Annotated in this window: 26 protein-coding genes; 18 read left to right on the top strand and 8 right to left on the bottom strand. The window is 63.9% G+C overall.

The annotated features are described in order from the left end of the window. Positions 1-53 precede the first annotated feature (53 nt). Positions 54-404 (top strand): hypothetical protein, encoded by a 351-nt coding sequence (locus ACQY4T_RS10050; RefSeq protein WP_428540994.1) that lies wholly within the window; start codon positions 54-56, stop codon positions 402-404. 144 nt (positions 405-548) lie between these two features. Here ACQY4T_RS10050 and ACQY4T_RS10045 read toward each other — a convergent pair whose 3' ends face one another. Further along, complete coding sequence (locus ACQY4T_RS10045) at positions 549-1,367, bottom strand: quinoprotein dehydrogenase-associated SoxYZ-like carrier (protein ID WP_428540992.1); 819 nt, start codon at positions 1,365-1,367, stop codon at positions 549-551. Positions 1,368-1,480: 113 nt separating this feature from the next. On the opposite strand from ACQY4T_RS10045, the gene pqqA reads away from it, so the two are divergent. From pqqA to pqqE, 5 genes are read left to right on the top strand one after another with little or no spacing between them, the layout of a single operon-like run. Next, positions 1,481-1,591, top strand: a complete 111-nt coding sequence (gene pqqA, locus ACQY4T_RS10040) for a pyrroloquinoline quinone precursor peptide PqqA (protein WP_428540989.1) — start codon at positions 1,481-1,483, stop codon at positions 1,589-1,591. Between the two features lie 24 nt (positions 1,592-1,615). Then, positions 1,616-2,530, top strand: a complete 915-nt coding sequence (gene pqqB, locus ACQY4T_RS10035; protein ID WP_428540986.1) for a pyrroloquinoline quinone biosynthesis protein PqqB — start codon at positions 1,616-1,618, stop codon at positions 2,528-2,530. Then, complete coding sequence (gene pqqC, locus ACQY4T_RS10030; RefSeq protein ID WP_428540983.1) at positions 2,527-3,267, top strand: pyrroloquinoline-quinone synthase PqqC; 741 nt, start codon at positions 2,527-2,529, stop codon at positions 3,265-3,267. The genes pqqB and pqqC overlap by 4 nt, the downstream gene beginning before the upstream one ends. Further along, the gene (pqqD, locus tag ACQY4T_RS10025; protein WP_428542789.1) at positions 3,260-3,538 is read left to right on the top strand and encodes a pyrroloquinoline quinone biosynthesis peptide chaperone PqqD; all 279 of its coding nucleotides are present in this window, start codon (positions 3,260-3,262) and stop codon (positions 3,536-3,538) included. The genes pqqC and pqqD overlap by 8 nt, the downstream gene beginning before the upstream one ends. Further along, complete coding sequence (gene pqqE / locus ACQY4T_RS10020) at positions 3,535-4,650, top strand: pyrroloquinoline quinone biosynthesis protein PqqE (protein WP_428540980.1); 1,116 nt, start codon at positions 3,535-3,537, stop codon at positions 4,648-4,650. Before pqqD ends, pqqE begins: the two co-directional genes overlap by 4 nt. Here the strand turns inward: pqqE and ACQY4T_RS10015 are convergent. Further along, the gene (locus ACQY4T_RS10015) at positions 4,628-5,593 is read right to left on the bottom strand and encodes a quinoprotein relay system zinc metallohydrolase 2 (RefSeq protein ID WP_428540977.1); all 966 of its coding nucleotides are present in this window, start codon (positions 5,591-5,593) and stop codon (positions 4,628-4,630) included. The two genes, pqqE and ACQY4T_RS10015, sit on opposite strands and share 23 nt — an antisense overlap. A 214-nt stretch (positions 5,594-5,807) precedes the next feature. Here ACQY4T_RS10015 and xoxF5 point away from each other — a divergent pair, with 214 nt between their 5' ends. The 4 genes from xoxF5 (at position 5,808) to ACQY4T_RS09995 (ending at position 9,624) form a co-directional block, all read left to right on the top strand. Continuing rightward, positions 5,808-7,637 (top strand): lanthanide-dependent methanol dehydrogenase XoxF5, encoded by a 1,830-nt coding sequence (gene xoxF5, locus ACQY4T_RS10010; protein ID WP_428540974.1) that lies wholly within the window; start codon positions 5,808-5,810, stop codon positions 7,635-7,637. Positions 7,638-7,718: 81 nt separating this feature from the next. Beyond that, complete coding sequence (locus tag ACQY4T_RS10005; RefSeq protein WP_428540971.1) at positions 7,719-8,237, top strand: c-type cytochrome, methanol metabolism-related; 519 nt, start codon at positions 7,719-7,721, stop codon at positions 8,235-8,237. A gap of 92 nt (positions 8,238-8,329) precedes the next feature. Continuing rightward, complete coding sequence (locus ACQY4T_RS10000) at positions 8,330-9,073, top strand: substrate-binding domain-containing protein (RefSeq protein WP_428540968.1); 744 nt, start codon at positions 8,330-8,332, stop codon at positions 9,071-9,073. Further along, positions 9,070-9,624, top strand: coding sequence for a PQQ-dependent catabolism-associated CXXCW motif protein (locus tag ACQY4T_RS09995; protein ID WP_428540965.1), 555 nt, complete (start codon positions 9,070-9,072; stop codon positions 9,622-9,624). Before ACQY4T_RS10000 ends, ACQY4T_RS09995 begins: the two co-directional genes overlap by 4 nt. On the opposite strand, the gene ACQY4T_RS09990 is transcribed toward ACQY4T_RS09995, so the two are convergent. Genes ACQY4T_RS09990 through ACQY4T_RS09980 form a run of 3 tightly spaced genes read right to left on the bottom strand, consistent with a single transcriptional unit; the run spans position 9,625 to position 12,450 of the window. Further along, a complete protein-coding gene (locus ACQY4T_RS09990) occupies positions 9,625-10,236 on the bottom strand; it encodes a hypothetical protein (RefSeq protein WP_428540962.1) in 612 nt (203 codons plus the stop codon). It lies immediately after the preceding gene. Positions 10,237-10,255: 19 nt separating this feature from the next. Next, on the bottom strand, positions 10,256-11,239 hold the full coding sequence (locus ACQY4T_RS09985; protein ID WP_428540959.1) for a YVTN family beta-propeller repeat protein: 984 nt from the start codon (positions 11,237-11,239) through the stop codon (positions 10,256-10,258). Then, complete coding sequence (locus tag ACQY4T_RS09980) at positions 11,227-12,450, bottom strand: ABC transporter substrate-binding protein (protein ID WP_428540956.1); 1,224 nt, start codon at positions 12,448-12,450, stop codon at positions 11,227-11,229. The genes ACQY4T_RS09985 and ACQY4T_RS09980 overlap by 13 nt, the downstream gene beginning before the upstream one ends. On the opposite strand from ACQY4T_RS09980, the gene ACQY4T_RS09975 reads away from it, so the two are divergent. From ACQY4T_RS09975 to ACQY4T_RS09965, 3 genes are all read left to right on the top strand, one after another. Then, on the top strand, positions 12,429-13,028 hold the full coding sequence (locus ACQY4T_RS09975) for a DUF3280 domain-containing protein (protein ID WP_428540953.1): 600 nt from the start codon (positions 12,429-12,431) through the stop codon (positions 13,026-13,028). The two genes, ACQY4T_RS09980 and ACQY4T_RS09975, sit on opposite strands and share 22 nt — an antisense overlap. Positions 13,029-13,047: 19 nt before the next feature. Next, entirely contained in the window at positions 13,048-13,260 is a 213-nt protein-coding gene (locus ACQY4T_RS09970; protein ID WP_428540950.1) for a hypothetical protein, read from the top strand. A 183-nt stretch (positions 13,261-13,443) separates the two neighbouring features. After that, a complete protein-coding gene (locus ACQY4T_RS09965) occupies positions 13,444-14,553 on the top strand; it encodes an S-(hydroxymethyl)glutathione dehydrogenase/class III alcohol dehydrogenase (protein WP_428540947.1) in 1,110 nt (369 codons plus the stop codon). Between the two features lie 45 nt (positions 14,554-14,598). Here ACQY4T_RS09965 and gfa read toward each other — a convergent pair whose 3' ends face one another. Both gfa and ACQY4T_RS09955 read right to left on the bottom strand, forming a co-directional pair. Beyond that, entirely contained in the window at positions 14,599-15,177 is a 579-nt protein-coding gene (gene gfa / locus ACQY4T_RS09960) for an S-(hydroxymethyl)glutathione synthase (protein WP_428540944.1), read from the bottom strand. Between the two features lie 174 nt (positions 15,178-15,351). Next, positions 15,352-17,046 carry an N-acyl-D-amino-acid deacylase family protein gene (locus tag ACQY4T_RS09955; RefSeq protein WP_428540941.1) on the bottom strand — a complete coding sequence of 565 codons (1,695 nt, stop codon included), beginning with the start codon at positions 17,044-17,046 and terminating at the stop codon, positions 15,352-15,354. Positions 17,047-17,390: 344 nt separating this feature from the next. Between ACQY4T_RS09955 and ACQY4T_RS09950 the strand changes: the two genes are divergently transcribed. The 5 genes from ACQY4T_RS09950 (at position 17,391) to ACQY4T_RS09930 (ending at position 22,861) form a co-directional block, all read left to right on the top strand. Beyond that, positions 17,391-19,604 (top strand): GAF domain-containing protein, encoded by a 2,214-nt coding sequence (locus ACQY4T_RS09950; RefSeq protein WP_428540938.1) that lies wholly within the window; start codon positions 17,391-17,393, stop codon positions 19,602-19,604. Further along, positions 19,601-20,380: an MlaE family ABC transporter permease gene (locus ACQY4T_RS09945; RefSeq protein ID WP_428540935.1), complete on the top strand. Its 780-nt coding sequence runs from the start codon at positions 19,601-19,603 to the stop codon at positions 20,378-20,380. Before ACQY4T_RS09950 ends, ACQY4T_RS09945 begins: the two co-directional genes overlap by 4 nt. A 71-nt stretch (positions 20,381-20,451) precedes the next feature. Further along, a complete protein-coding gene (locus ACQY4T_RS09940; RefSeq protein ID WP_428540932.1) occupies positions 20,452-21,075 on the top strand; it encodes an ABC transporter ATP-binding protein in 624 nt (207 codons plus the stop codon). Continuing rightward, positions 21,072-22,025 carry an MlaD family protein gene (locus ACQY4T_RS09935; protein ID WP_428540929.1) on the top strand — a complete coding sequence of 318 codons (954 nt, stop codon included), beginning with the start codon at positions 21,072-21,074 and terminating at the stop codon, positions 22,023-22,025. Before ACQY4T_RS09940 ends, ACQY4T_RS09935 begins: the two co-directional genes overlap by 4 nt. Before the next feature lie 8 nt (positions 22,026-22,033). Continuing rightward, the gene (locus ACQY4T_RS09930; RefSeq protein WP_428540926.1) at positions 22,034-22,861 is read left to right on the top strand and encodes a hypothetical protein; all 828 of its coding nucleotides are present in this window, start codon (positions 22,034-22,036) and stop codon (positions 22,859-22,861) included. A gap of 83 nt (positions 22,862-22,944) precedes the next feature. Here the strand turns inward: ACQY4T_RS09930 and ACQY4T_RS09925 are convergent, their stop codons facing one another. Beyond that, complete coding sequence (locus ACQY4T_RS09925; protein WP_428540923.1) at positions 22,945-23,502, bottom strand: peptidoglycan-binding domain-containing protein; 558 nt, start codon at positions 23,500-23,502, stop codon at positions 22,945-22,947. Between the last annotated feature and the right edge of the window lie 163 nt (positions 23,503-23,665).

The raw sequence follows: 23,665 nt of genomic DNA, 5'->3' as shown, positions 1-23,665 counted from the left end.
CGTGCAGGGCGCCGAGACGCGTTATGGTGCCGGCACCAGCCAGGACCACCGGAATGAAGCTGCTCCGATTCGTGTTCATGCTGTCGCTGCTACTGTGTGCCACAAGCACGTTGGCCGATGCAGGCAGTGCAGACGATTATCCAACCGACGCTCGCGCCGAGTATGTGTTCGCCTGCATGGCAAGCAATGGACAGACGCAACAGGCGTTGCGGCAGTGCTCGTGCTCGATCGACGTCATCGCCTCGATCCTGCCGTACGACAAATACGAACAGGCGGAGACCGTGCTGCGCATGCGCCGAACCGCCGGCGGCTATCTTGGCGAGATGTTCCGGGCCGCGACGGCGAGCAACATGGTCCGGGATCTGCAGGAAGCTGAAGCGGAGGGTGAGGTGCGATGCTTCTAGTGTCCCGAGTCTGAAGTTCGCCATATCGGGCGGACATCAGTCTCGCGACGCTAGCTCTTTGTTTCGGGGGCCTGCTAATCCCAGAAGTGCGCCGCATGATGCGGCGAACTTCTTGGGCAGGACAGTAGCTCGAACGCGCCGCGATCAAGCCCGCGTGGCGGACCAGGACTGCTTGAATACCGAGCCTTCGTTGTCCCGCGCCTCCGCCCGGAATTCCGTCGCGCCGTTCGGACGGTATTCAAATCTGAATTCCGGATTCTCGGAGATCGAGATCCCGCTTTCGATGCCAAGCAAAAGGTCGTCACCCTGCCAGATGCTGATCGACGAAACGAAATGCGCCGGCACGTACAAGCGCGTCAATTGATCCATCTGCATTCCGGAGTTGTTGGGATGCCTTATCATGAACTGGATCTGCCGGCTCGCGGCATCGGTTGCTTGCGGGAACTGCCGCAAGCGCATGGTGCCAAGTGGAATGGCGTCACCCTCCTGCTTGGCAGCGGGAGCCGAACAGCCGCCGGCGGCCTTCACGAACCGCTCCGCCGCGAAAAACCGGCCGTCCGTCATTTCGGCGACCGCGTGCAGCTTGGTGTAGGAATCCACTCGGATACGCGTGGAAAGGTTTTTGACGCCACTGTCCTGGCCGAGCGAAAATTTCGCCGCCACGGGCGCCGGATTCTGGTCCACAACCAGCGTCACGCTGCGGATTTGCGGCTTATCGTCGGCCGACAGCAGGCTATGGATGCTGATCGGAACCACCGCCGCGTCTTCCGCACGATATGGTGCATCGACCGCCAGCACCGCGCTGCCGTCCTCGATCGGCCGGTCGCTGAAGATCTGCCCGGCCAGTGCCGGCCATGGATTTTCCCCAGTTTCGCCCTGAGCTTGGGCGAGACGTCCAAACGCTCCAGTGGCCAGTGTTGCCGCCATCGCGTAACGCCGAGATAGAAGCCGCAGCGCTCGCATGTTGTGGTGCCTCCCGGACTGCTGCGCGGAACATTTGCCCGCTGGCTCTTTTAGATGGTGGCTGAAGTGTGTATATCGCGAGATGGTGTCGCAGTGCTGATACTACGCCACCGATGGCTGGAATTGAAAACGATAGGAGGCGACAAATGGCCTGGACACGTCCGGTTCTGCGTGAAGTCTGCATCGGCATGGAAATCAACGGATACCTTGCCGCTCGGATGTAGCACGCGGCTCATGCGTTATCACGGATGATTGAGCGACAGGCTGGACCGTTAGCCGTGGTGCTCGGTTCAGCGGCAGGCGGCGGGTTTCCGCAGTGGAACTGCGGGTGCCGTCTGTGTCGTCTCGTGCGCCACGGGGATCCGAGGGTTCAACCGGCAACACAGGCCAGCGTCGCGGTCACTGGCGACGGCAAGGACTGGCTGGTTGTCGGCGCGTCCCCTGACCTGCGCCAGCAGTTGTCACAAACTCCGCTGTTATGGCCGAGGACCGAGGGTCGCGATTCACCCATCTCCGGCGTTGTGCTGACCGGAGGAGACGTCGATGTGATAGCGGGATTGCTTGTGCTGCGGGAACGCCAGCCGTTCACCCTGTTCGCACCGGCGGCGCTGTTGAAAGTGCTCGCGGAAAACGACGTGTTCAACGTACTCGATCCGGCAGTGGTGCGCCGCGTGGAGATTGCTCCACTGCAGCCGATATCCTGCGGTGGAAATCTCACCCTGACCTTGCTGCCAATGCCTGGAAAGGTGCCACTCTATCAAGAGAGAGCGGGGGCAACCGAACCGGAGGCCGGCCCGAGCTATGCCGCCCTGGTGCAGGCGGATGGACGCAACATCGTTGTGGCGACTGCCTGTGCAGACATATCCCCTGCCGTGCTTGAACAATTGCGGGGCGCCGATGTGCTGTTTTTCGACGGCACGCTTTTCACCGACGACGAGATGATCGTCGCCGGCCTCGGCGGCAAGACCGCCACCCGCATGGGCCACGTGCCGATCAGCGGCCCGCATGGCGCGCTCGTTCGCCTTGCCGAACTGCCGGCGCGCCGCATCTTGCTGCATATCAACAACACCAATCCGATCCTGCTGCGCGACTCCGCTGAACGCCGGCAAGTCGAGGCCGCCGGATTCGAAGTCGCGTTCGATGGCATGGAGGTGCGACTGTGAGCGATCGTCTGACGCCCGACAAACTCGAAGCTCGGCTGCGCGAGATCGGCGCCGGCCGTTACCACATCCACCACCCGTTTCACCGCATGCTGCACTCCGGACAGTGCAGCAAGGGACAGGTGCAGGCCTGGGCGCTGAATCGTTACTACTATCAGGCGATGATCCCGCTGAAGGACGCCTCCTTGATCGGGCGCTGCGAGGATCAGGCGCTGCGCCGCGAATGGCGCAAGCGGCTGGATGATCACGACGGGGACGATGACCGTCCCGGCGGCATCGAGCGCTGGCTCCGGTTGACCGACGGCCTGGGTCTGGACCGGGCCGATGTCACATCCACCCGGCTGCTGCTGCCGGCAACCCGGTTCGCGGTCCAGGCCTATGTGCACTACGTCCGCGAACGCAGTCTGCTGGAAGCCGTCGCCTCCTGCCTGACGGAAATGTTCTCGCCGCAGATCATTACCGAACGCATGAGCGGCATGCTAGCAAACTATGATTATGTCACGCCGGAGATCCTATCGTATTTCGACAAGCGGCCGCCGCAGGCCGAACGCGATGCCAGCTTCGCGCTCGGCTGGGTGAAACAGCATGCTCGCACGCCGGAACAGCAGCAAGCGGTGATGGACACGCTGATGTTCAAATGCGACGTGCTGTGGTGCATGATGGATGCGCTGCACTATGCCTATGTCACACCGGGTCTGGTTTCGCCTGGGGCTTTCGTGCCGCGTGGCGCCGATGGATGAAACCGTCGTTCCGGAACGTCCGAAACTGGCACCCGGCGTCCGCCTGCACTTCGACAAGACGCGCAACGCGTGGGTCCTGCTGTGCCCGGAAAAGATCATCGAGGCGGAAGGGCCGGCCAGCGAAATCCTGCGCCGTTGCGACGGCATCCGTACCGTTACCGAAATCATCGACGAACTCGCGGCGATGTTCGCAGCGGACCGCGCGGTCATCGGCCATGACGTGACCGATATGCTGGCCGAGTTGGCAGGCAAAAGGCTACTGGTCGGATGACAGCTCCGGCTCCAATTGGTCTGCTGGCGGAATTGACCCATCGTTGCCCGCTGGCCTGTCCCTACTGCTCCAATCCGCTGCAGCTTGAAGACCGGACTGATGAACTCGATACCGCCGCCTGGGCGGATGTGTTCCACCAGGCGGCGACAATGGGGGTTCTGCAGGTGCATCTGTCAGGCGGGGAACCCGCATCCCGCCGCGACCTGACCGAGATCACCCACGCCGCGAGTGACGCCGGGTTGTACACCAACCTGATCACCTCGGCGATCGGACTTGATGCGGACAGATTGAAGCGTCTGAAGGCGGCCGGGCTGGATCATGTGCAGGTCTCGATCCAGGATATCGAACCGGCAAACGCCGACCATATCGCCGGCTACGCTGGCGCACATGCGCGCAAGCTGGCGTTTGCCCAGGCCGTGTCAGAGCTTGGGATGGCGCTGACCGTCAACGCCGTCATCCACCGAGCCAATATCGGCCACCTTACACCCCTCGTCGAACTCGCCGCCTCGCTCGGGGCTGGACGCGTGGAGATCGCCCACGCCCAATACTACGGCTGGGCACTGCGCAACCGTGATGCGCTGATGCCGACGCGCGCGCAGATCGACCAGGCCATGCGGGAACTGGATCAGCTTCAGTCACGCTTCGCCGGCAGGCTGGCGATCGATTCGGTCATCCCCGACTATCATGCGAGACGACCAAAGCCCTGCATGGGGGGCTGGGGCCGGCGCTCGTTGAACATCACTCCATCCGGCCTTGTGCTGCCATGCCATGCGGCACAAACGATTCCAGGCCTGACTTTCTGGTCTGTGCGCGACCGCGGCCTGGCGGAAATCTGGGCACATTCGCCGGCGTTCCAGGCGTATCGCGGGACCGACTGGATGCAGCAGCCGTGCCGATCGTGCGAGTTTCGCGAGGTGGACTTTGGCGGCTGCCGCTGCCAGGCGCTGGCGATCGCCGGCGATGCGGCGGCCACCGATCCAAGCTGCGATCTTTCCCCGCTGCACGGCCGGATCCAGGACCTGGCTCAACAGGCGGCGGCGGGACCGGACATGGGGTATGCCTATCGCGGACGGCCAATGCGAAACCGCGTTACTCCCACTCCAGTTCGCTGAACGCCGCGGTGGCATTGCGCGGATTGTAGTCGTCGAACAGCGCCCATTTTCCCCGCTCCGATTGACCGATCTGATCGATCGCCTGGGACAACGGCACACCGGCGGCGATCATCCTTCGCGTATCGGCGGCGAGCACCGTCAGGTAGCGCTGCTCGTCTTCCAGCGCCTGCGGCCACGCCGCGGTGAGTCGGCCATGGCCCGGAACCACGATCCTGGCAGGCAGTTTCGCCAGCCGCGGCAGAACCGACAGCCAACCCAGAACGCTGCCATCGACCACCGGCACGTGCTGCAGGAACACCAGATCGCCGGCAAACAGCACGCCCGTCGTCTCGTCCAGCACAGTCAGGTCGCAGTCGGTGTGCGCGGCGGGACTCCAGGCGGTCAGCCGCAGCCGCCTGTCGCCCAGATCCAGGGTCAGGTCATCGGCGACCAACAAGGTCGGTGGGATGATACGAACTTGCGCGATCGCCTTCGATCCCAGCGCCTGATTGAACGATTTCAGGTAGAACTCGCCGCGCTTCCGCATTTCTTCCGGCAGGTTGTGATGACCGACGAACGTCACGCCGTCGCCGAATGCGGCATTGCCGAAGATGTGGTCGGGATGCTCATGTGTATTGATAACGTAACGGATTGGCTTGTCTGTGATCGCACGGATTGCCGCCAGCAACGCCTGGCCGACTTCTACGCTGCCGCCGGTGTCGACCACCGCGACGGCATCCTTGCCGACAATGACGCCAATGTTCGCGATATCACCAGCGTTCGACCGATCGGTAAGCGCTACTTGCCCGAAATGGGCCCAATCGCCCTCCGCCACCGGCCGGATCGAAAATTTCGCTGCCGGCGCTGGGGTTTGCGCCCAGATGGTGCCGGGTCCGATCGCCAGGATCGCCGCGAGCCAGAAGTATAGGCAGCGCCGATTGCCTCGCCCGCGGCGGTCGATCATGGAAAGTTCCTTAGCTGATCAGGACGCATGCATGAGTGCCAAGACCCGCCGCATCCGACTCAACAGTCTGTGATAACATGGAGATATGGTAAGCGAGTGCTTGACCGCGCGTAGTCCTTGGTAAGGAATCCCGGCGCGTCCACGGTGCCCGGCAAAGGTTTCTTGCGACAGCCAAGAGATTGTCCGCGCGAAGCGCCGCCGCAGGAGGAAACAAATGAAAACGAACTTGTCGAGGCAAGTCGCGGCAGCCACCGTGGTATCATCTTTGCTGTTGGTAGGGAGTGCGCACGCCCAAACCGCCGGCGGCGACGATCTTCTGAAAATGCAGCAAAACCCTGCCAACGTCGTCATGCCAACCAATACATACGACAATCAGCGTTATTCCAAGCTGGCCCAGATCAATGCCGGCAACGTCGGCAAGCTGCAGGTCGCCTGGACGTTCTCGACCGGTGTTCTGCGCGGACATGAGGGTGGGCCGCTGGTCGTCGGCGACGTCATGTATCTGGCCGCCCCGTTCCCCAACACCGTGTTCGCGCTCGATCTCAATCATGACGGCAAGATCTTGTGGAAATACGAGCCGAAGCAGGATCCGAATGTCATTCCGGTGATGTGCTGCGATACCGTGAACCGCGGCGTTGCTTACGGCGATGGCAAGATCTTCCTGCATCAGGCCGACACCACGCTGGTCGCACTGGATGCAAAAACCGGAAAGGTGGTGTGGTCGGTGAAGACCGACGACCCATCGAAGGGCGCCACCGGCACCGAAGCGCCGATGGTGATCAAGGACAAGGTTTACGTCGGCGTCTCGGGCGGCGAGTTCGGCGTTCGGGGGTGGCTCGCGGCCTACTCCGTCAACGACGGCAAACAGGTCTGGCGGGCCTATTCCGAGGGCCCGGACAACGAAATCCTGGTCGATCCGAAGAAGACGACCGAATTTGGCAAACCGATCGGAGAGGACAGCAGCCTCAAGAGCTGGCAGGGCGATCAGTGGAAAATCGGCGGTGGCGGAACCTGGGGCTGGTACTCATACGATCCGAAGCTTAACCTGATCTATTACGGGACCGGCAATCCGTCCACCTGGAACCCCAAGCAACGTCCCGGCGACAACAAGTATTCGATGACGATTTTCGCTCGTGATCCCGATACCGGGGAGGCGAAGTGGCTGTATCAAATGACGCCGCACGACCAGTGGGATTACGACGGGGTCAACGAAATGATCCTGTCGGATGAAGAGATCGGCGGAAAGATGCGCCATCTGCTGGTGCATTTCGACCGCAACGGCTTCGGCTACACGCTGGATCGCGCCACCGGCGAACTTCTGGTGGCGGCGAAATACGATCCGGCGGTGAACTGGGCCACCAAGGTGGATATGGACAAGTCGAGCGAGACCTACGGTCGCCCGGAGGTGGTGGCCAAATACTCCACCCAGCACAATGGCGAGGATACCAACACCCAAGGCGTCTGCCCGGCCGCGCTCGGCACCAAGGATGAGCAGCCGGCGGCGTTCTCCCCTGATACCGGGTTGTTCTATGTGCCGACCAACCATGTCTGCATGGACTACGAGCCGTTCCGGGTGTCCTACACTGCCGGGCAGCCCTATGTCGGGGCGACGTTGTCGATGTATCCCGCACCGGGCGGCAACAACATGGGCAACTTCATCGCCTGGGACGCCAAGGCCGGCAAGATTGTATGGTCGGATCCGGAACAATTCTCCGTCTGGTCCGGCGCTCTGGCCACCAAGGGCGACGTGGTGTTTTACGGCACGCTGGAAGGCTACCTGAAAGCGGTCGACGCCAAGACGGGCAAGCAACTCTACAAGTTCAAGACCCCGTCCGGCATCATTGGCAACGTCATGACCTATGAACATGCCGGCAGGCAGTACGTCGCGGTGCTGTCGGGCGTTGGTGGCTGGGCAGGAATAGGCCTCGCCGCCGGACTGACCGATCCGCACGCCGGTTTGGGCGCGGTCGGAGGCTATGCCGCGCTGAACGATTACACCTCGCTTGGCGGCGCGCTGACGGTGTTCGCTCTGCCGCCAAGCTAATCAGACTGGTTTGATTGCAGGCGCCGGGGCGTTGAACCTCGGCGCCGGTTTGCATTTTCATTCCGGATCAGGGAATTTGCTGTGCACCGTATCCTGCGTGTCGCCGCCGTCGTTGCCGCTGCGTTGGCTCTACCATCGAGCCTGGTCCATGCCGACAGCCCGATCGATCCGACAGCGGTCAAATCCGACAATGGCAAATGGACCGACAAGAACGGCAACCCAACGTTCAAGGTGGAGCCGGATGGCTCCGTTGACTGGTACACCTATATCGGATTTACCCGTTACTCCGCCGAGTGCCTGCGCTGCCATGGACCGGATGGCTTGGGATCGACCTACGCGCCCGCGCTGACGGATTCGATGAAGCACCTCAACTACGCCGAATACTTTGCGACGGTTGCGGGCGGCAAGAAAGCCGTGTCGGCCTCGCAGGACCTGGTGATGCCGGCGGAAGCCCAGAACAAGAATGTCATGTGTTTCGTAGACGAAATATATAGCTATCTGCGCGGGCGCAGCACCGGCGCGGTAGGTCGCGGACGGCCGAACAAGCATGCGCCAAAACCCCCCGGGTTCGAAAAGGCCGAAGATGCATGCATGGGCTAAGATGTTCCCGCGATCTGTCCTGCGCCTTTGCGCTGTTCGCCCTCCTAGCCGGCCATCGCGCCGCTGCTCAGGCGCCGGGCCTCGGAGGATCGGTGGAATTGGTCGATCCCAAGGTGTTCCGGGTGTGCGCCGATCCCCACAACCTGCCGTTCTCTGACCAGCGAGGAGAGGGATTCGAGAACAAGCTGGCGGAACTTTTCGCCCGCAAGTTGAACGAGCCCACCAGCTATACTTACTTCCCTCAGGTGATCGGATTTGTCCGCAATACGTTGAATGCGCTGCGCTGCGACGTGATCATGGGCACGGCGGTCGGCGATCCCCTCGTGCAGACCACCAATCCGTATTACCGCACCACCTACGCTCTGGTTTTCAAGCCGGACAGCGGGTTGAACGGGGTCGATAGCCTGGGTGATCCGCGCTTGAAGGATAAGCATATCGGCATCGTCGCCGGCACGCCGCCGGCCACTATCCTGGCCGAAGACGGGCTGATGGCCGCGGCCAGACCGTATCCGCTGACGGTCGATACGCGCTCGACGTCGTCGCCTCAGATGATGACCGACGACATCGCCGCGGGGCGGATCGATGCGGGCGTGTTGTGGGGTCCGATGGCTGGCTACTACGCTCAGCACACAACGCCTCATCTGACCGTCATGCCGCTGCTGAAGGACGGACCCCACATGGATTTCCGCATCGCCATGGGCGTGCGGCGCACCGATCAGGATTGGAAGCGCCGGCTCAACCGGCTGATCGCGCAGAACCAACCGGAGATCGACAAGATCCTGGCGGAATACGGCGTCCCGATGCTGGATGAGCAAGGCAAACCCAAGCCGCAATGACACCAAGGCTTGCGATTATCGCCGCTTTCATGGCCGTGCTGCTCGGGGGCGCCGCGGTGTCCCCCGAACCACCGGGCTATCGGATGGAGCAATACCGAGCACCGACGCCGGCGGGGTTGACAGGCGCCACGGTCGTGAACACCGAACAGGCTCACGCCTTGTGGTCCGATCGGCGGGCAGCGTTCATCGACGTGCTGGCGCGGCCACCGCGGCCCCAGGGGCTGCCTGCGTCCACGATCTGGCATCCGAAACCACGCTCCGATATCCCCGGCAGCATCTGGCTGCCGGATACCGGTTACGGCGCCCTTGCACCGGTCATGGAGACCTATTTCAGGCGAGGTCTGGCGCAAGCATCAGCCGGCGACCCGGGCCGCGCGTTGGTGTTCTATTGCCTGAAGAATTGCTGGATGTCGTGGAACGCGGCGAAGCGGGCGATGACACTTGGCTATACACATGTCGTCTGGTACCGGGACGGCACGGATGGCTGGACAGCGCATGGCTTTCCTTCCGAGGCTCGGCAGCCGCTGCCGCGTCCCTCGGCCAGCGAATGATCAGCCAAGCTCCTGCTGGATCTGGTGCGCAAGCGTGAATAGCCTTTGCTCGATCTTGCCGGGCACATCGCAGGCGTAGGTCAACGCCTGACGACGATCCTGAAACACCTCCGCCTCCCAGGTCACCTGCTGCGTCATCTGCTGCACCGCGTTTGGGTCTGATGTAGAGGCGGTCTGTAGCGCCCGCAACTTCTCGTTGTCGGCGCGGATTTCCGCCGCCAGCACTTTCTGCCGCGCACCGAATCGGTCCAGACCGGCCATCACGCTGTCCCGTTCCTGGCCCAGAACATCGAACAATCCCGCCAGCACCAGAAGCAGCCGAGGCTGCTTGCGGTCGCCGGCGTGCTGCGCGAATTCATGCACCATGGCCTGCGCATGCTCGACCGGTTCGCGTCGCGGGGCCAGCTTTTCCACAAGGTCGGCTATAGCGGGATCGTTTTTCCAGGCTGCGTCGCCCGCATCGATAGTCGGGCCGGACCACACCGCCGCGATCGACAGTTCCGGCACCTTGATCTGCTGACAGGGCCAATCAGGATCACGCGCACCCGGAGGCTGGGCAAGGCAAGGCATCGGAGCAAGCAACACCGCCGCGACGATTGCCGGACGGATCACGCCGTGCCTTCCGGAGTGGTCATTTCGGCGCCACGACGACACCCCACGGCAGCCGGCCGACCGGGATCGACTTCACGACACGCAACGCCGCGACGTCGATGACCGAGACATCGTTGGACAACCCGTTGGTGCTCAGCAGGTATTTGCCGTCCGGAGTGAATGCCATCTGCCAGACTCGCTGTCCCACCAGCAAGTATTGCTTCACCTTGTAGGTCTTGGTATCGACCACCGCGATGCGGTTCGCCGGGCCGAGTGCTACGAAGGCAGTGGCATCGTCCGGCGTAAAACGGATGCCCACCGGCTGGATCCCCTCCGCCCGCAGTCCCTGAACGCTGAACTTGATGGTGCGTGTGACGACATGCTTTTGCGGATCGATCACACTGACCATGCCGCCCTGTTCCGAGGACACCCAAACCTCCGACCCGTCGTGCTTGAATTGGGCGATGCGCGGACGGGCGCCGACCAGCACGCTGGCCACCATCTTGCGCGTGGCAAAGTCGAAGAAGTGCGCCATGTTCGTCGTTTCGGACGTATTGACAATCGTCTTGCCGTCGGGGCTGACGGCGATGCCTTCCGGTTCGACCCCGGTGGGAATCTGGGCAAGCATCTTGCGCGCCGGCACATCGATGACGGTGACCAGATTGTCGTCCTCGTTCGAAACGTAGAGCGGATTACCCGAGACGTGCAGCGCGAAGGTTTCCGGATCCGGGCCCGAAGGCAGCTCGCCGACTACGCGCAGGCTCTTCGGATCGATGATCTGAACGGTATTATCATCGCTGGCACAGATCAGGATTTCGCCGCCGTCCTTGGTCATCGTGATGCCGCGTGGACGCTGCCCCACCGGGACGGTCTTCACCGTCTTCATCTGATCGAGATCGATCACGCTCATGCTGTCGTCGCGCTCATTCGTTACGTAGGCAAGATACGCCTTGGCCGGCATTGCACCCAGCGGCAGAAGCGCCAGCACGATCAGCGAAAGCCGGGCGGCGATCACAGCTTGCACCTGGTTTCCGGACGGTCGAAGCCCAACGTATCCAGCTCGGTTACCTGATGCAGGAAGCCGGGTTGCGGCGATACCGACACCACCGATCGCCCATCATCCAGCAGGATCGGCTGGCGCAACTGCAGGTCCCAGTCGCGCAGCGTGAGCTCCTGGCCTTTATAGGCGGCGATACCGAAGTCAGGGCTTCTCATGTACTGCATGATCTTCGCCGGATCGGTGGACCCGCTGCGGCTGGCGGCTTCACCGACCATTCGGCACGCGGTCCAGGCCTGCATGTCGAGCGGTGTCATCCGCCGATGCATCGCCCGCATGAAACGATCCTGAAGCTGGGCACCGCCCCAGGACTCGCTGCTTGGACTCCAGGAAACCGGGCGCAATCCGGCGGATCCGACGACAGGGCGAGCGTCCCAGGTGCGGAACGGCAGGTAGCCGGCAAACACCTCGTTCTCATCCGCGGTCACCAGCACGTCATAGTCGGGCAGCCCTTGGGTGAAGACCGGCATCTGCTGTTGCGTCTGCACCACTCCGGAATCGGTTTGCCGCGCGCCGCCGGTGTCCTTGAACGGCAGTTCTTTCACGATGCGTGCGCCGAATCGTTTCGCCGAACGTCGGTAGGCATCCGCCAGCAAACCGTCTTCGGGGTGTGAGCCGTAGGCCAATACCCAGCGGGCCCACTTCTTCCAGACCAGATATTGCGCCAGCGCATCGGCCAGCATGGCGCGTGACGGCGCGACATGGATCACGTTGCTGCGACAGGAGTCCTGCCGCAGCGCATCATCCGGCGCGGCCACGTTGAACAGCGTGACGCCTTTGGCAGACGCGGGCGTCGCCATAGCCAGTAGTTGCTGCGCCGGAACATCGATCAAAGCAAGGACAATTCCGGATGCCGCCACCTTGCCAACGGCCTCGGTCGGATCATCGCCGACGCTGATCGGTGCATCGCTCAAGGCAAATTGCTGATTGATGAAGTGGCCGGTGGTATTGTTGTCGCTCGTGGCAAGCCGAGCACCGGCCAGGCCATCATCTTCTGCCGGCTTGTCGAGCAACGAGATCGTTGGCCGCCGTTCGGTCCAGCGGATGTAACCCACCTCGACGGATGCGCCGCCGGCGGGAGACTCGGGGGCCATTGCAGCCAGCGTCGTCCCGGCCGCGGTCGTGATCAGCGCACGTCGACCCAGATTGTTGCCCGGTGACGATTTTGAACGTTCCATTCAGGCAGTATGCGGAACCCTTCTGGCCGCATCAACATGACCGCCGCCAAACAGTGCCTTCGATCAGGGGTTTCGTGATGAAGAATCTGCCATGTGCTTTGTTCATCCTCGCGTGCTGCACCGCACAAGGAACCTTGGCGAAGCAGCCTTCGCCCACTGCGGTGTTTGATTTCGGCTTCGATGATACCAGCCCGCAGGGTCCTCAGGCCGACGACAGCAAACGCCTGGTCGCGCTGGACGGCGAACTGCGGGACATGCTGGTCCGATCGCATTGCTGCTCGGTCGCCGATCTCGGGCCCGTGGCGACGCAGGCTCAAGCCATGGACATGCGCACCTGCAATGGCTGCGACGTCGATCTGGCGCGCAAGGTCGGAGCAAGGATTTCGGTGACCGGCTGGGTGCAAAAGGTGTCGAACCTGATCCTCAATATCAATCTGGTGGCGCGCGACGTGTCCACCGGGCAAGTGATCGAGGCAGGCAGCGTGGACATCCGCGGCAATACGGACGAAACATGGTCGCGCGGCCTGGCCTACTTGTTACGCAACCGGCTGCATCCGTCCGAATGGATGAAACCATGACGCCTTGGCGAGAACGTCAATGAATCTGGTCGACCTCATCGTGCTCGCATGCACGCTGGCAAATCCGAGCGCTTGCCACGAATACCATGTCTTGTTTCAAACTTCGGGTTCGCTGCAAAGCTGCATGACGCAGGCGCAGCCGTATCTGGCGCAATGGGCTGGCGAGCATCCGGCCTATCAGATCAGGCGCTGGCGGTGTGCGTGGCCGGACCAGGAAGGCGGGAAGATCTGATCGGTGGTTGACAACGCACCGGCGTATACTGAACCGCTGGCTTGCCCCAAGCTGCGCGCAAAGCTTTTCGCCATCGCGGTCGGTGGATGTCATTCGCCTATTTGCAACAGTTAATGAAGATGGCACGACCAAGAAGTAACCGCCCGCCGGCGATCCGGCGTTGGGCAAACGGGAGACCTACTCATGCAAACGCGCGCTGCCGTGGCACGCCAAGCCGGCCACGCCCTCAGCCTGGAAACCGTGGACCTTGAAGGCCCCCGCGACGGGGAGGTTCTGGTCGAGATAAAGGCCACCGGCATCTGTCACACCGATGAATTCACGCTGTCCGGAGCCGATCCCGAGGGGATCTTTCCGGCCATCCTGGGCCATGAGGGCGCCGGCATCGTGGTCGAGGTCGGCCCCGGCGTGACGTTGCTGAAAAAGGGTGACCATGTCATTCCGCTTTACACGCCGGAATGCCGGCAATGCGAATACTGCCTGTCGCGCAAGACCAACCTCTGCGTCGCAATCCGAACCACGCAGGGCAAGGGGCTGATGCCGGATGGCACCAGCCGGTTTTCCGCCGGCGGCGCGCCGATCATGCATTACATGGGCACCTCCACCTTCTCCAACTTCACGGTCTTGCCTGAGATCGCCCTGGCGAAGATCCGCGACGACGCTCCGTTCGAGAAGGTTTGCTACATTGGCTGTGGTGTCACCACCGGGATTGGGGCAGTCATCAACACCGCCAAGTTGGAACCGGGCGCGCGTGTCGTGGTGTTCGGGCTCGGCGGCATTGGTCTCAATGTGCTGCAGGGTGCGAGACTGGCCGGTGCCGAAATGATCGTCGGGGTCGACCTCAATCCGCGGCGGCGGGAAATGGCCGAGAAGTTCGGCATGACCCATTTCGTCAATCCCAGCGAGGTGCAAGGCGATCTGGTGCCGTATCTGGTGGATCTGACCAAGGGTGGCGCCGATTACACCTTCGAATGCATCGGCAACACCAAGGTGATGCGACAGGCGTTGGAATGCGCTCATCGCGGTTGGGGAAAGTCGATCATCATCGGCGTCGCGGCGAGCGGGCAGGAAATCGCCACCCGTCCATTCCAGCTCGTTACCGGACGCGTGTGGATGGGCACCGCGTTCGGCGGCGCGCGCGGTCGCACCGACGTGCCTCGGATTGTCGACTGGTACATGGATGGGAAGATCAATATCGACGATCTGATCACTCATGTACTTCCGTTCGACAAGATAAATGACGGCTTCGACTTGATGCGACGTGGCGAAAGCATCCGCACCGTCGTCACCTATTAGGCGCGGCCGGGCGGCCGCCGGACAGCGGCCGCCCGACTGCCCTCGTCAGTGAGGCTGCAGCCCAGCCATCTTGGCGGCGTGCGTCGCGATGGCGTCCATCAGCGGCGGCGACAAACAGTCATACGGCTCTAGCCCAACGTCCTTCAGCCGACCGCGAACGCCGGCCATTCTTTCAGGCGCCACACCGCCCTCGATCACCGACGATACGAAGGCGGCGAATTCCGGCGGCGGCCAGCCCGATTCCTGGAACAATTCCGGGTGGATGAAGTCAAAGCCATAGAACGGATTGTTCTTGTTCTCGACCCGGCCATACATATGGACGCCGCAACCCCTGCAGGCATGCCGTTGAATAGCCGCCGAGGCATCGACAACCTCAAGCTTGCTCTCGTTCTGGGTGACCCGAAGCTTGTCGCGCGGAACCGCCGCCACGAGGGAGAAATCCGCGCCGGCCGGCTTCCAGCACTTGGTGCATCCGCAGACATGGTTATACGCGATCGAGCCCTCGATTCGGATCTTCACCTGATCCTGCTTGCATTTGCAGATCAACGTTCCCCCACTGAAACCGGCGGCGCTTGGCTTGAGCCCTGAATCCACAACTGGGTGAATATGAATCGCCTCGGACATGTTCTGCTCCATTGCATTATTTGCCAGCCAGGCCGTTTCAGCCAGAGGTTGTGCCGCCTGGAAAACACCTGCGGCAGCTTAAGGATCGAGGCTGAATTCGCCGGCCGGAATAGCAGTACTATCGACAATCGCGGGTGTCGTCAAAGAACTCCGGATCCCTGGCGCGGCGCCCGTTCAGGCAGCCCGAGGCCCGCGCACCAGGCGCCCGGGCAGCGCGCCGGTCGGCTCACCGGCCTGGTAGACTACCTCTCCAGACACCACCGTCGCGTCGAAACCATCAGTTCGTTGCACCAGACGCTTGCCGCCGGCAGGCAGGTCGTAAACAACTTCAGGACTGCGCAGCACCAGGCGGTCGTAGTCGATCACGTTGAAATCCGCCTTCATGCCCACGCGCAGCAAGCCACGATCGTTCAGACCGATTGCCGCCGCGTTGTCGCGAGTGAGCCGTTTCACCGCCCAGGCCACCGGAAACAACTCGCCGCGGCCGCGTTCGCGGGTCCAGTGCGTCAGCGTATAGCTGGTCGCGGTGGCGTCGCACATGATGCCCACATGCGCGCCGCCATCACCCAGCCCCAGCAGCGTGTCCGGGTGCGCGATCATCGCCCGCACCACATCCAGGTTGCCCGCGGCGTAGTTGGTCACCGGCAGATAAAGTATTGCCTTCCCATCGCGCTGCATCAGCAGGTCGTAGGCAACCTCGTCCGGCGACCGACCCTCGCGCGCCGCGAGGGCAGCTACACTGTTCTCGGGCGGCGGTTCGTAGTCAGGCGGGTCGCCCAGGGGAAACATCGTGTTCCAGCCACCGCGCCGTCCGATCGGCGCGCGTTCCGCCAGTAGCGCCGCCCGAAAAGCCGGCTCCCGCAGCCGCTGCATTCGTTCGGGAAAACTGAGTTTGGCGATGTTCTGATACGAGGGCCTGTTGATGAACGGATTCTGAGATAACTCGAAGCCCAGCAGCACGCTGGTCGGCCGCGACCGCACTTGACCGGTGATGCGCAGCCCGTCCGCGTTCGCTGCTTCGATCTGATCCAACAACGCGCGCCATCCCTCGGGCCTCGCGTCCGACTGCAGCAACGTCAAGGTGACCGGGCGCCCGGACTCCTCCGCCAGCCGACGGAACAGGCCGAACTCCTTGTCCTGATCTTCGAAGTCCGAAACGATCTGCAGCCAGCCCGCGTCGGCCCGGCGCATGGCATGGGCAATCGCCGTCAGTTCCGCTTGCTCGGCGCGCAGCGTGGGTATGTGCTTGCCATCGAGCGTTCGGTGATTGAGCGTGCGCGAGGTGGAGAACCCAAGCGCCCCGGCACGCAGGCCTTGTTCGGCGAGTTCGGCCATCCGGCCGCGGTCTTGTTCGGTGGCCGGTTCCCGGTCAGCTCCGCGCTGACCCATCACGTAGACCCGCAGCGCCGCATGCGGTACCTGCGTGGCAATGTCCGCGTCATATCTCCGCCGGTCCAGTACATCGAGAAACTCTGGGAAGGTGTTCCAAGTCCAAGGCAGCCCCTCGATCAGCACGACCTCGGGAATGTCCTCGACGCCTTCCATCAGCTTGACCAGCATGTCGCGCTGACCCGGATGGCAAGGTGCGAAGCCGACGCCGCAATTGCCGAGCAGGACGGTGGTCACCCCATTCCATGACGATGGAGAAAGCTGCGAACTCCAGGTCACCTGGGCATCATAATGAGTATGCACATCGACAAAGCCCGGCGTGACCAACCGGTCCCGAGCATCGATTTCCTGCTCACCCCGGGGAAGCGACTTGCCGATCGCGCTGATCCGTCCGTCGGTGACCGCGACATCAGCTTGCAGCGGATCGCTTCCGGACCCATCGACAACCGTGCCGTTGCGGATGACCAGGTTCGCGGGCATGGCTTTCTCCTCCGATGCCGTAAGCGTACCGGCAGGCGCGTCGGCGGGCAAGCAAGACGGGGTTCGTGCATGCCGCGCCACGAGCAGGGCGCCGAAGCAATTATGTTATTATTAAGTAATAATAAACCGTGGGACATTCCGCCAAACGTCAGACGCTCGCCGTTTTGCTGCTTGACGTTCGCGCCTGCTTTCATCTTTGTGTGCGCCGACGACGGGCGCCGTCCCGCTTTGCATTACGCCGTGCGATAACAAATACTTGAACTGAGGTTCATCTGTCCGGTCGCGCTGATATCGTCGATGTCGATGTCGATCCACTGGCCGAGCGGTCGCGCCGGCGAAACACTTTGCTGCGCATCGGCCTGCCGCTATGCGGCGTCGGCCTGATCATCGGCTTCCTGCTCGGCATCGCGGTCTATGCCGACAGCGCCAACCGCGCCGGCGTGCTTGGCCTGTCCAGCACACTGCTGCGCAGCACGCAGGAGCGGATCTCGCTACAGATTGCGGCGTACCTCGAACCCGCCGCGCACGCCACGCTGCTCGCCCACACCATGCTCGGGCGCGGCGGCGCGACGCAGCATGACAAAGAGGCATACGCCTTCGCCAGCTCGGTGCTGGCCGAGACGCCACAGATCGCCAATGTCCTGTTCGCCGACGGCGCCGGAAATTTCATGCTGGTAACACGCGCCGCCAACGGCCAGCCCGGCGCCACCGATACCAAGCGCATCCTGGTCTCGGCCTCCGGCAGAACCGTCGAATGGGTCACCCGCGATGGCTCCGGCGCCGTCACCGCCCGCCGCGACGATCCAAAGGACGATTACGATGCCAGGACCCGGTCCTGGTTCACCGGCGCACGCGCTGCCGCGGATGTGTTCTGGAGCGGGGTTTATATCTTTTTCTCGGAACGCGCGCCCGGCGTCACCGCCGCGGTGCACGGTCCCGGCCCCAATCCCGACGTGGTCGGCGTCGATATCCGGCTCGACGCCATCTCCCGCTTCCTCGGCGCGCTTTCGATCGGACAGACCGGTCGGGCCTACATCGCCACCCGCGACGGCGAGATGATCGCCGGGCCTGATCCGAAGCGCATCCTGCAAACCGTCGACGGCAAACTGGCACCCGCCCGGATCGGGCAGGTTGGTGATCCCGACCTGGTTGCCAGTTGGGATCATTTCCGCGCCCAGGGCGCAGGCAACCGGGTCATCGATGTCAACGGCCGGCGGCTGATCTCCATCGTCACCCCGCTCGCCAACAACGGTCAGGACTGGCTGTTGTTCATCACCGTGCCGGAGTCCGAGTTCAGCGGCTTCGTCACCGCCAATACCCGTCGCGCCGCGCTGTTGTCGCTGGTCGTGGTCGCACTGGCCGCCGGACTCGGGGTGCTGCTGGTCCGCCAGGGGTTGCGTGCCGACAGGGCCGCCAGGGTGGTCGCCGAACGATCCGCGGCGGTCGAGCAACAAAGCGCTGCCTTCGCCCGGTTGTCCGCCGAGGCCGGCATGTTCGACCCCGACGGCACTCCGCCCAAGGCGCTAACCGAAACCTTGGCTGAAGCCACCGGAGCCAGACGAGCCGCGGTGTGGCGGTGTTCCGGCCAGGGCCAGGCGCTGCGCTGCGACGACAGCTTCGAACCCGCCACCGGCGGCCACGTCGGCGGCCTGGAACTGTCCCGCCAGGAAATGCCGGCGCTGTTCGACGCAATGGCGGAAGACGAAACCATAGATGCACCGGATGCCAGGCGAGATCGGCGCACCGCGGCACTGCATGGCTCCCTGATGGCCCCGTTCGGCAGTACCGCCCTGTTGGCCGTGCCGGTAACCCAGGCAGGACGCGCGATCGGCCTGGTGACACTGGAAGACCCACGCCGCGACCCCGCCGCCCGCGATTTCGCCCGCGCCTGCGCCACGCTGGTTGCCCTGGCGACCCCTGGCGAAAGACCGGAAAATGGCGCCCCCCAGCAGACCTCCGCCGCGGCCGAAGCCGAACCGGCGGCGGACGAACGTGGCCTCGATCCCGCGCTCGCTGCCTATAGCGCCGCCGACAAAAGCCACCCCCAGGCGATGGTCCTGGTGCTGACACTGCCGGACGCCGCTGCCGCGCTGGCACACCAGATCGCCTGCGCGGCGCAGACCATCGCCGCCGCCCATAAAATCCCCTACGTCAAGATGCTGGGCACAAGGATCGTCGCCGCCGCCGGTTTTGCTACCCAGTCGCCGTCCGGACTGGCCGAGGCCGCATCGAGGATGGCCGACGTCGCCATCGCCCTGCGCGAACGCTGCGCCGATCTGTTCGATTCCGATGATGGACTGACCGCGTTCGGCCTCGGACTCGATGTCGGCTCCGTTATCGGCGCCACCCTGGGAGACACGCCCAGCCTGTTCAATCTTTGGGGCGAGGCGGTGCAAGGCGCCGACGCGCTGGCCGCCTCGGCTCCAGCTGAAGCCATCCAGGCCAGCGAGCGGGCCTACCTTCTGCTGCGTCAGGGCTTTCTGTTCCGCCCGCGCGGCTTGTTCTATCGCCCCGGTATCGGTGAAGCGCGCAGCTTCGTGCTGGCTGGCCGCGCATGAGCGTGCTCTCCGTCGTCGGCGCCGAGACCCGCAAGCGATCGTCGTACGTGCTGCAGCTCGCCGCCCTGTTCTGGGGCGTGATGCGTGAAATCGCATGGCCGTCCACCTGGCGACGAACCTTGCGCGCCACCTTCCGGACCACGCTGACCCAGACCGTCGGCGGTTCCCTCGGCACCATTGCCGTCACCGCGCTGATCGTCGGTCTGGGGCTGGTGTTCGAGGCGATCTATTGGTTGCGCACCGCCGGGCAACAGGAACAGATCGGCCGCATCCTGGTGGTCGTGCTGTTCCGCGAAATCACCCCGCTGCTGGTCGGCATCATCCTGCTGGGCCGCGCCGGCACCGCGGCGATCGCCGAACTCGGCATGCTGACAGCCGACGGCGAGATCGCGATACTGCGCGCCGAGGGAGTGGACATCTTCGATTACATGGTGCTGCCGCGCGCCGTGGCGTTCGCCCTGGGGTCGTTCACGCTGGGAGTGATGTTCGTGCTGGTGGCGTTGATCAGCGGCTTCGTGACCGGCAGCTTCGCCGGCGTGGTCAATACCTCGGTCTTCGGCTTTCTAGACAATGTGCTGCGTGCCATGACCGTGGGCGACATGATGATCTTCCCGGCCAAGCTGTTGCTGATCGGGCTGGTCGTGGCGCTGAGTTGCTGCGTGACCGGCCTCGGCGCGCAAGAGGCCGACACACCCTCTAGCCTGCTGCCGCGCGGCTTTACCAGGGGCGTCACCGGCATCCTGACGGTGAGCCTCGTCCTGAGCGCAACGCTTTGACCACGCCACCCACCCTGGCTCTGCAGGCCGCGCGCGGTTCGGGCGAACGAATGCCCCTCGCAACGCTCGACATGACCCTTTCAGCCGGAGATTTCGCGGTGATCGAGGTCATGGGGTCGCGACGCGGCGCGGCGTTCGCCGATCTATGCTGCGGTCTCGCGCCGCTGGCGTCCGGCGGGGTGCATTTCCTCGGCCGGGACTGGCACACCATGCCGCGGGACCATGCCGATGCGTTGCGCGGCCGCATCGGTCGCCTGTTCCATGTGCCGCTGCGCCAGGACACGCCCGACGTCGCCACCCGCGTGCTGCTGGCTCGGCTGCACCACACCCGCACCCCGGAAGCCACGTTGCGCGCCGAGGCCACCCGATTGGCGCTGCGCTTCGGCCTGCCAGGCCTGCCCGCCGGCCCGGCTCGTCGATTGACTGACCCCGATCTGCTGCGCGCCGCTTGCGTGCGCGCCTTCCTCGGCCAGCCCCGTATGGTGATCCTGGAACTGCCGGTGACCACGCAGCGGGACGACCTGCTGCCGGCTCTGCTGGAAGCCGGCGCCGAGGCCCGCGGCCAGGGCGTGGCGGTGATCTGGCTGGCGGCTGCCGGTCCGGTGTTGCGCGACCGCTCGATCCGCGCCACCCACCGCCTACGGCTGACCGATAGCGGACTGGCGCAGATGCGCAGCTTGGCGCGCGCGGCATGAGGATCCTGCGCAATACCGACGAATGGATCGGCCTGCTGGTGCTGCTGAGCATCGGTATTTTCATCGCCGCCGTACTGCACGCCGGGCTGCTGAGCGACTGGTTCCGCCCGACCGACACTTTGCGTGTCATCTTGCCCGAGACCGGCAGCCAGGGACTATCCGCGGGTGCCGATGTCCAGGTGCTGGGCACCAAGGTGGGTAGCATTCGCCGCGTCGTGGTCGACCCCAGTGCGCGCATGTACGCCGAGGCCGAATTGGACCAGCAGGCGACGGCATTCATCCGGCGCGACAGCCACGCCTTGGTCAAGAAGCAGTTTGGCGTGGCGGGTGCGGCCTATCTGGACATCACCCGCGGCAGCGGACCGCCGCTCGACTGGAAGTTCGCGGTGATCGACGCGGTGACGGAGCGCGACCCGACCGAGAACATCGGGGCGATGATCGACCAGGTGAAGGCGAAGGTGTTTCCGATTTTGGACGACGCCGCCAAGACCATGCACGCCTTGGCCGATACCGCACAGAGCATATCCGGGGGCCACGGCGACGTCGGTCGATTGCTGAAGAACGAGGATCTGGTCAACCAGTTGACCCAGACATTGGCAAACCTGAAGACCGCGACCAACCAACTGAATACCTCGTTGGCCGACGTCAACACGGTGACCGCCACGGCCAGCGGGCCGCAAGGCGTGCCGGCGCTGTTGCATCGCGCCGACGACTCACTTGCCTCGGTGCAGAAGGCGACCCGCGATTTGGCCAACGCCACGCCGAGACTGCCCGCCATCAGCCGCGATGTCGGCACCAGCACCGCCAATCTGCCGGCGCTGCTGACCCAGACGCAGGCGACGATGGTGGAGCTGGAGAAGCTCACGGACCAATTGCGTCACACCTGGCCGCTGTCCGGTTCGGCCGCACCGGAGCCACGCCGCCTGTCGCCGGAACAAGTAAGACCATGAAGCGGCTGATGCTCGTTCTGCTGCTGCTGGCCGGTTGTTCATCCACCCCCAAGAGCAAGCCCCAGGATGCGACGTTGTCGCGGTTGGATCATGCCGGCGATACCGCGTTCGACCTGGAGCAGCCGGATCAAGCGGTGACGCAGTACCGAGCGGCGCTGGCGCGGGCTCGCACCGCCGATGACGCGGCGGCGATCGCCGATGCCGGCTTCAACCTGGCGACCGCCGAACTGCGCGCCGGGCGGCCGCGTGACGCGCTGCGAACGGCACAGGACTTGACCCAGGGACTGGGCAGACGCGGCATCGTCGATCCGGATTTCGAGTTGATTTCAGCGACCGCGCTGTTCCGTCTCGACAACTTTCCGGCAGCCGCCCGTGCAGCCAATGGATTGACCGGCGCCAAGACTCCCGCGCTATCCAACGCGGCCTGGTTTCTGCTCGGTCTGATCGCTGACCAGCGGCATGATCGACGCGGTCTGGAAAAGGCCATCGCGTCGATGACGTCGGCGGCCGATCCAGGTGACCTGGCGGAACTGCAGGCGCGGCTTGCCCACAGCGCACCGCTGGCGCTGCATGCAGCCGACTTGCGTAGAAACCAACTGGACTACCGAGGAATGGCGCGCGCGCTGGCTCTGGCCGCGCAGTTCACCCCCAGCGCCCCGGACGCAGCGGATCTGTATCTGCGCGCCGGCCGCAGCGCCGCCGCCCAGGGCAATGCCGCCGATGCCAGAGCCTGGCTCGGCAGCGCACGCGTGCTGGCTCCGGATACCGCCCTGCGCACTGACGCGGAGCATGCGTTGCATGACCTATCCGGTCGGTCCGCGCACGGATCGAACTAGATCGCCGCTCCAGGCGGCGGACTCGGGCAACAGGCTGGCCACCGGAACAGCCATTCGCTGGGCGATGGCGAGACGCTCGGACTTCAGCGATAAACCAGCGCGTTCGGCGAAAGTCCCATCGCCGTGACCGTCGCCGCGGTCAATTGCCCGCTCGGTTCCAGTCCGCGGTTGCGTTGGAACTGACCGACCGCGTTCTGCGTGCTTTGTCCCCAGACTCCGTCGACGCCGCCGGTGTAGAAGCCGAGACTGCGCAGCCGTTCCTGCACCGTCCGCACCGACCCCGGCCGCAGTGTATCCGCCGGGGGCGGCGCCGGCGGCGCAGCAGCCGCCGGCTGCGCGCCCAGCAATGTCTGCGGGTCGAGCCCCAGCGTCGCCACCGTCGCCTGGTTCAACTGGCCGGTCACCTGAAGCTGATGACTGGCCTGAAATTGCTGCAGCGCCACGACGCTGTCCGATCCCCATACCCCATCGACCGAGCCGCTATAGGCTCCGGCCTGGCGCAAGTGCTGCTGAACGGCCTGCACCGCCGCGGGCGGCACCGGCTGGACATATGCCAGCGGCGGAATCGTCTGGCCGAAAGCCACCGGGCCGAACGCGGCGGCCAGGACGGCGCCCGCGGCAAGTATCGCAAGAGGTTTCATGTCGCCCACCAAAGTACTTGTTTGCGTTGAAACGCTGCCGCCGAGGCGGCCGTTTCACCGTTGCTAGCCGCCGTCGATCAGCTTTTGGTTAGCAGAGGTTCTTCCAAGGCAGGGCGCATCATCGTCCTGCCGCGCTCGCGGACCGCAAAAAGCAACGTTGCAG

The sequence above is a fragment of the Rhodopila sp. genome, assembly GCF_965277825.1.
In the GTDB taxonomy this organism is placed as follows: domain Bacteria; phylum Pseudomonadota; class Alphaproteobacteria; order Acetobacterales; family Acetobacteraceae; genus Rhodopila.
This window is presented reverse-complemented; position numbering and strand designations above follow the sequence as displayed.

Excerpts from the sequence above, each read along its gene's own strand:
- pqqE (WP_428540980.1), top strand. The coding sequence starts at position 3,535 with ATGACAGCTCCGGCTCCAATTGGTCTGCTGGCGGAATTGACCCATCGT.
- ACQY4T_RS09955 (WP_428540941.1), bottom strand. The coding sequence starts at position 17,046 with ATGCCCGCGAACCTGGTCATCCGCAACGGCACGGTTGTCGATGGGTCC.
- ACQY4T_RS09935 (WP_428540929.1), top strand. The coding sequence starts at position 21,072 with ATGAGGATCCTGCGCAATACCGACGAATGGATCGGCCTGCTGGTGCTG.
- pqqD (WP_428542789.1), top strand. The coding sequence starts at position 3,260 with ATGGATGAAACCGTCGTTCCGGAACGTCCGAAACTGGCACCCGGCGTC.
- ACQY4T_RS09965 (WP_428540947.1), top strand. The coding sequence starts at position 13,444 with ATGCAAACGCGCGCTGCCGTGGCACGCCAAGCCGGCCACGCCCTCAGC.
- ACQY4T_RS09940 (WP_428540932.1), top strand. The coding sequence starts at position 20,452 with ATGACCCTTTCAGCCGGAGATTTCGCGGTGATCGAGGTCATGGGGTCG.
- xoxF5 (WP_428540974.1), top strand. The coding sequence starts at position 5,808 with ATGAAAACGAACTTGTCGAGGCAAGTCGCGGCAGCCACCGTGGTATCA.
- pqqA (WP_428540989.1), top strand. The coding sequence starts at position 1,481 with ATGGCTGGAATTGAAAACGATAGGAGGCGACAAATGGCCTGGACACGT.
- gfa (WP_428540944.1), bottom strand. The coding sequence starts at position 15,177 with ATGTCCGAGGCGATTCATATTCACCCAGTTGTGGATTCAGGGCTCAAG.
- ACQY4T_RS09925 (WP_428540923.1), bottom strand. The coding sequence starts at position 23,502 with ATGAAACCTCTTGCGATACTTGCCGCGGGCGCCGTCCTGGCCGCCGCG.
- ACQY4T_RS09995 (WP_428540965.1), top strand. The coding sequence starts at position 9,070 with ATGACACCAAGGCTTGCGATTATCGCCGCTTTCATGGCCGTGCTGCTC.
- ACQY4T_RS10045 (WP_428540992.1), bottom strand. The coding sequence starts at position 1,367 with ATGCGAGCGCTGCGGCTTCTATCTCGGCGTTACGCGATGGCGGCAACA.
- ACQY4T_RS10015 (WP_428540977.1), bottom strand. The coding sequence starts at position 5,593 with ATGATCGACCGCCGCGGGCGAGGCAATCGGCGCTGCCTATACTTCTGG.
- ACQY4T_RS09930 (WP_428540926.1), top strand. The coding sequence starts at position 22,034 with ATGCTCGTTCTGCTGCTGCTGGCCGGTTGTTCATCCACCCCCAAGAGC.
- ACQY4T_RS10050 (WP_428540994.1), top strand. The coding sequence starts at position 54 with ATGAAGCTGCTCCGATTCGTGTTCATGCTGTCGCTGCTACTGTGTGCC.
- ACQY4T_RS09970 (WP_428540950.1), top strand. The coding sequence starts at position 13,048 with ATGAATCTGGTCGACCTCATCGTGCTCGCATGCACGCTGGCAAATCCG.
- pqqB (WP_428540986.1), top strand. The coding sequence starts at position 1,616 with ATGATTGAGCGACAGGCTGGACCGTTAGCCGTGGTGCTCGGTTCAGCG.
- ACQY4T_RS09945 (WP_428540935.1), top strand. The coding sequence starts at position 19,601 with ATGAGCGTGCTCTCCGTCGTCGGCGCCGAGACCCGCAAGCGATCGTCG.
- ACQY4T_RS09980 (WP_428540956.1), bottom strand. The coding sequence starts at position 12,450 with ATGGAACGTTCAAAATCGTCACCGGGCAACAATCTGGGTCGACGTGCG.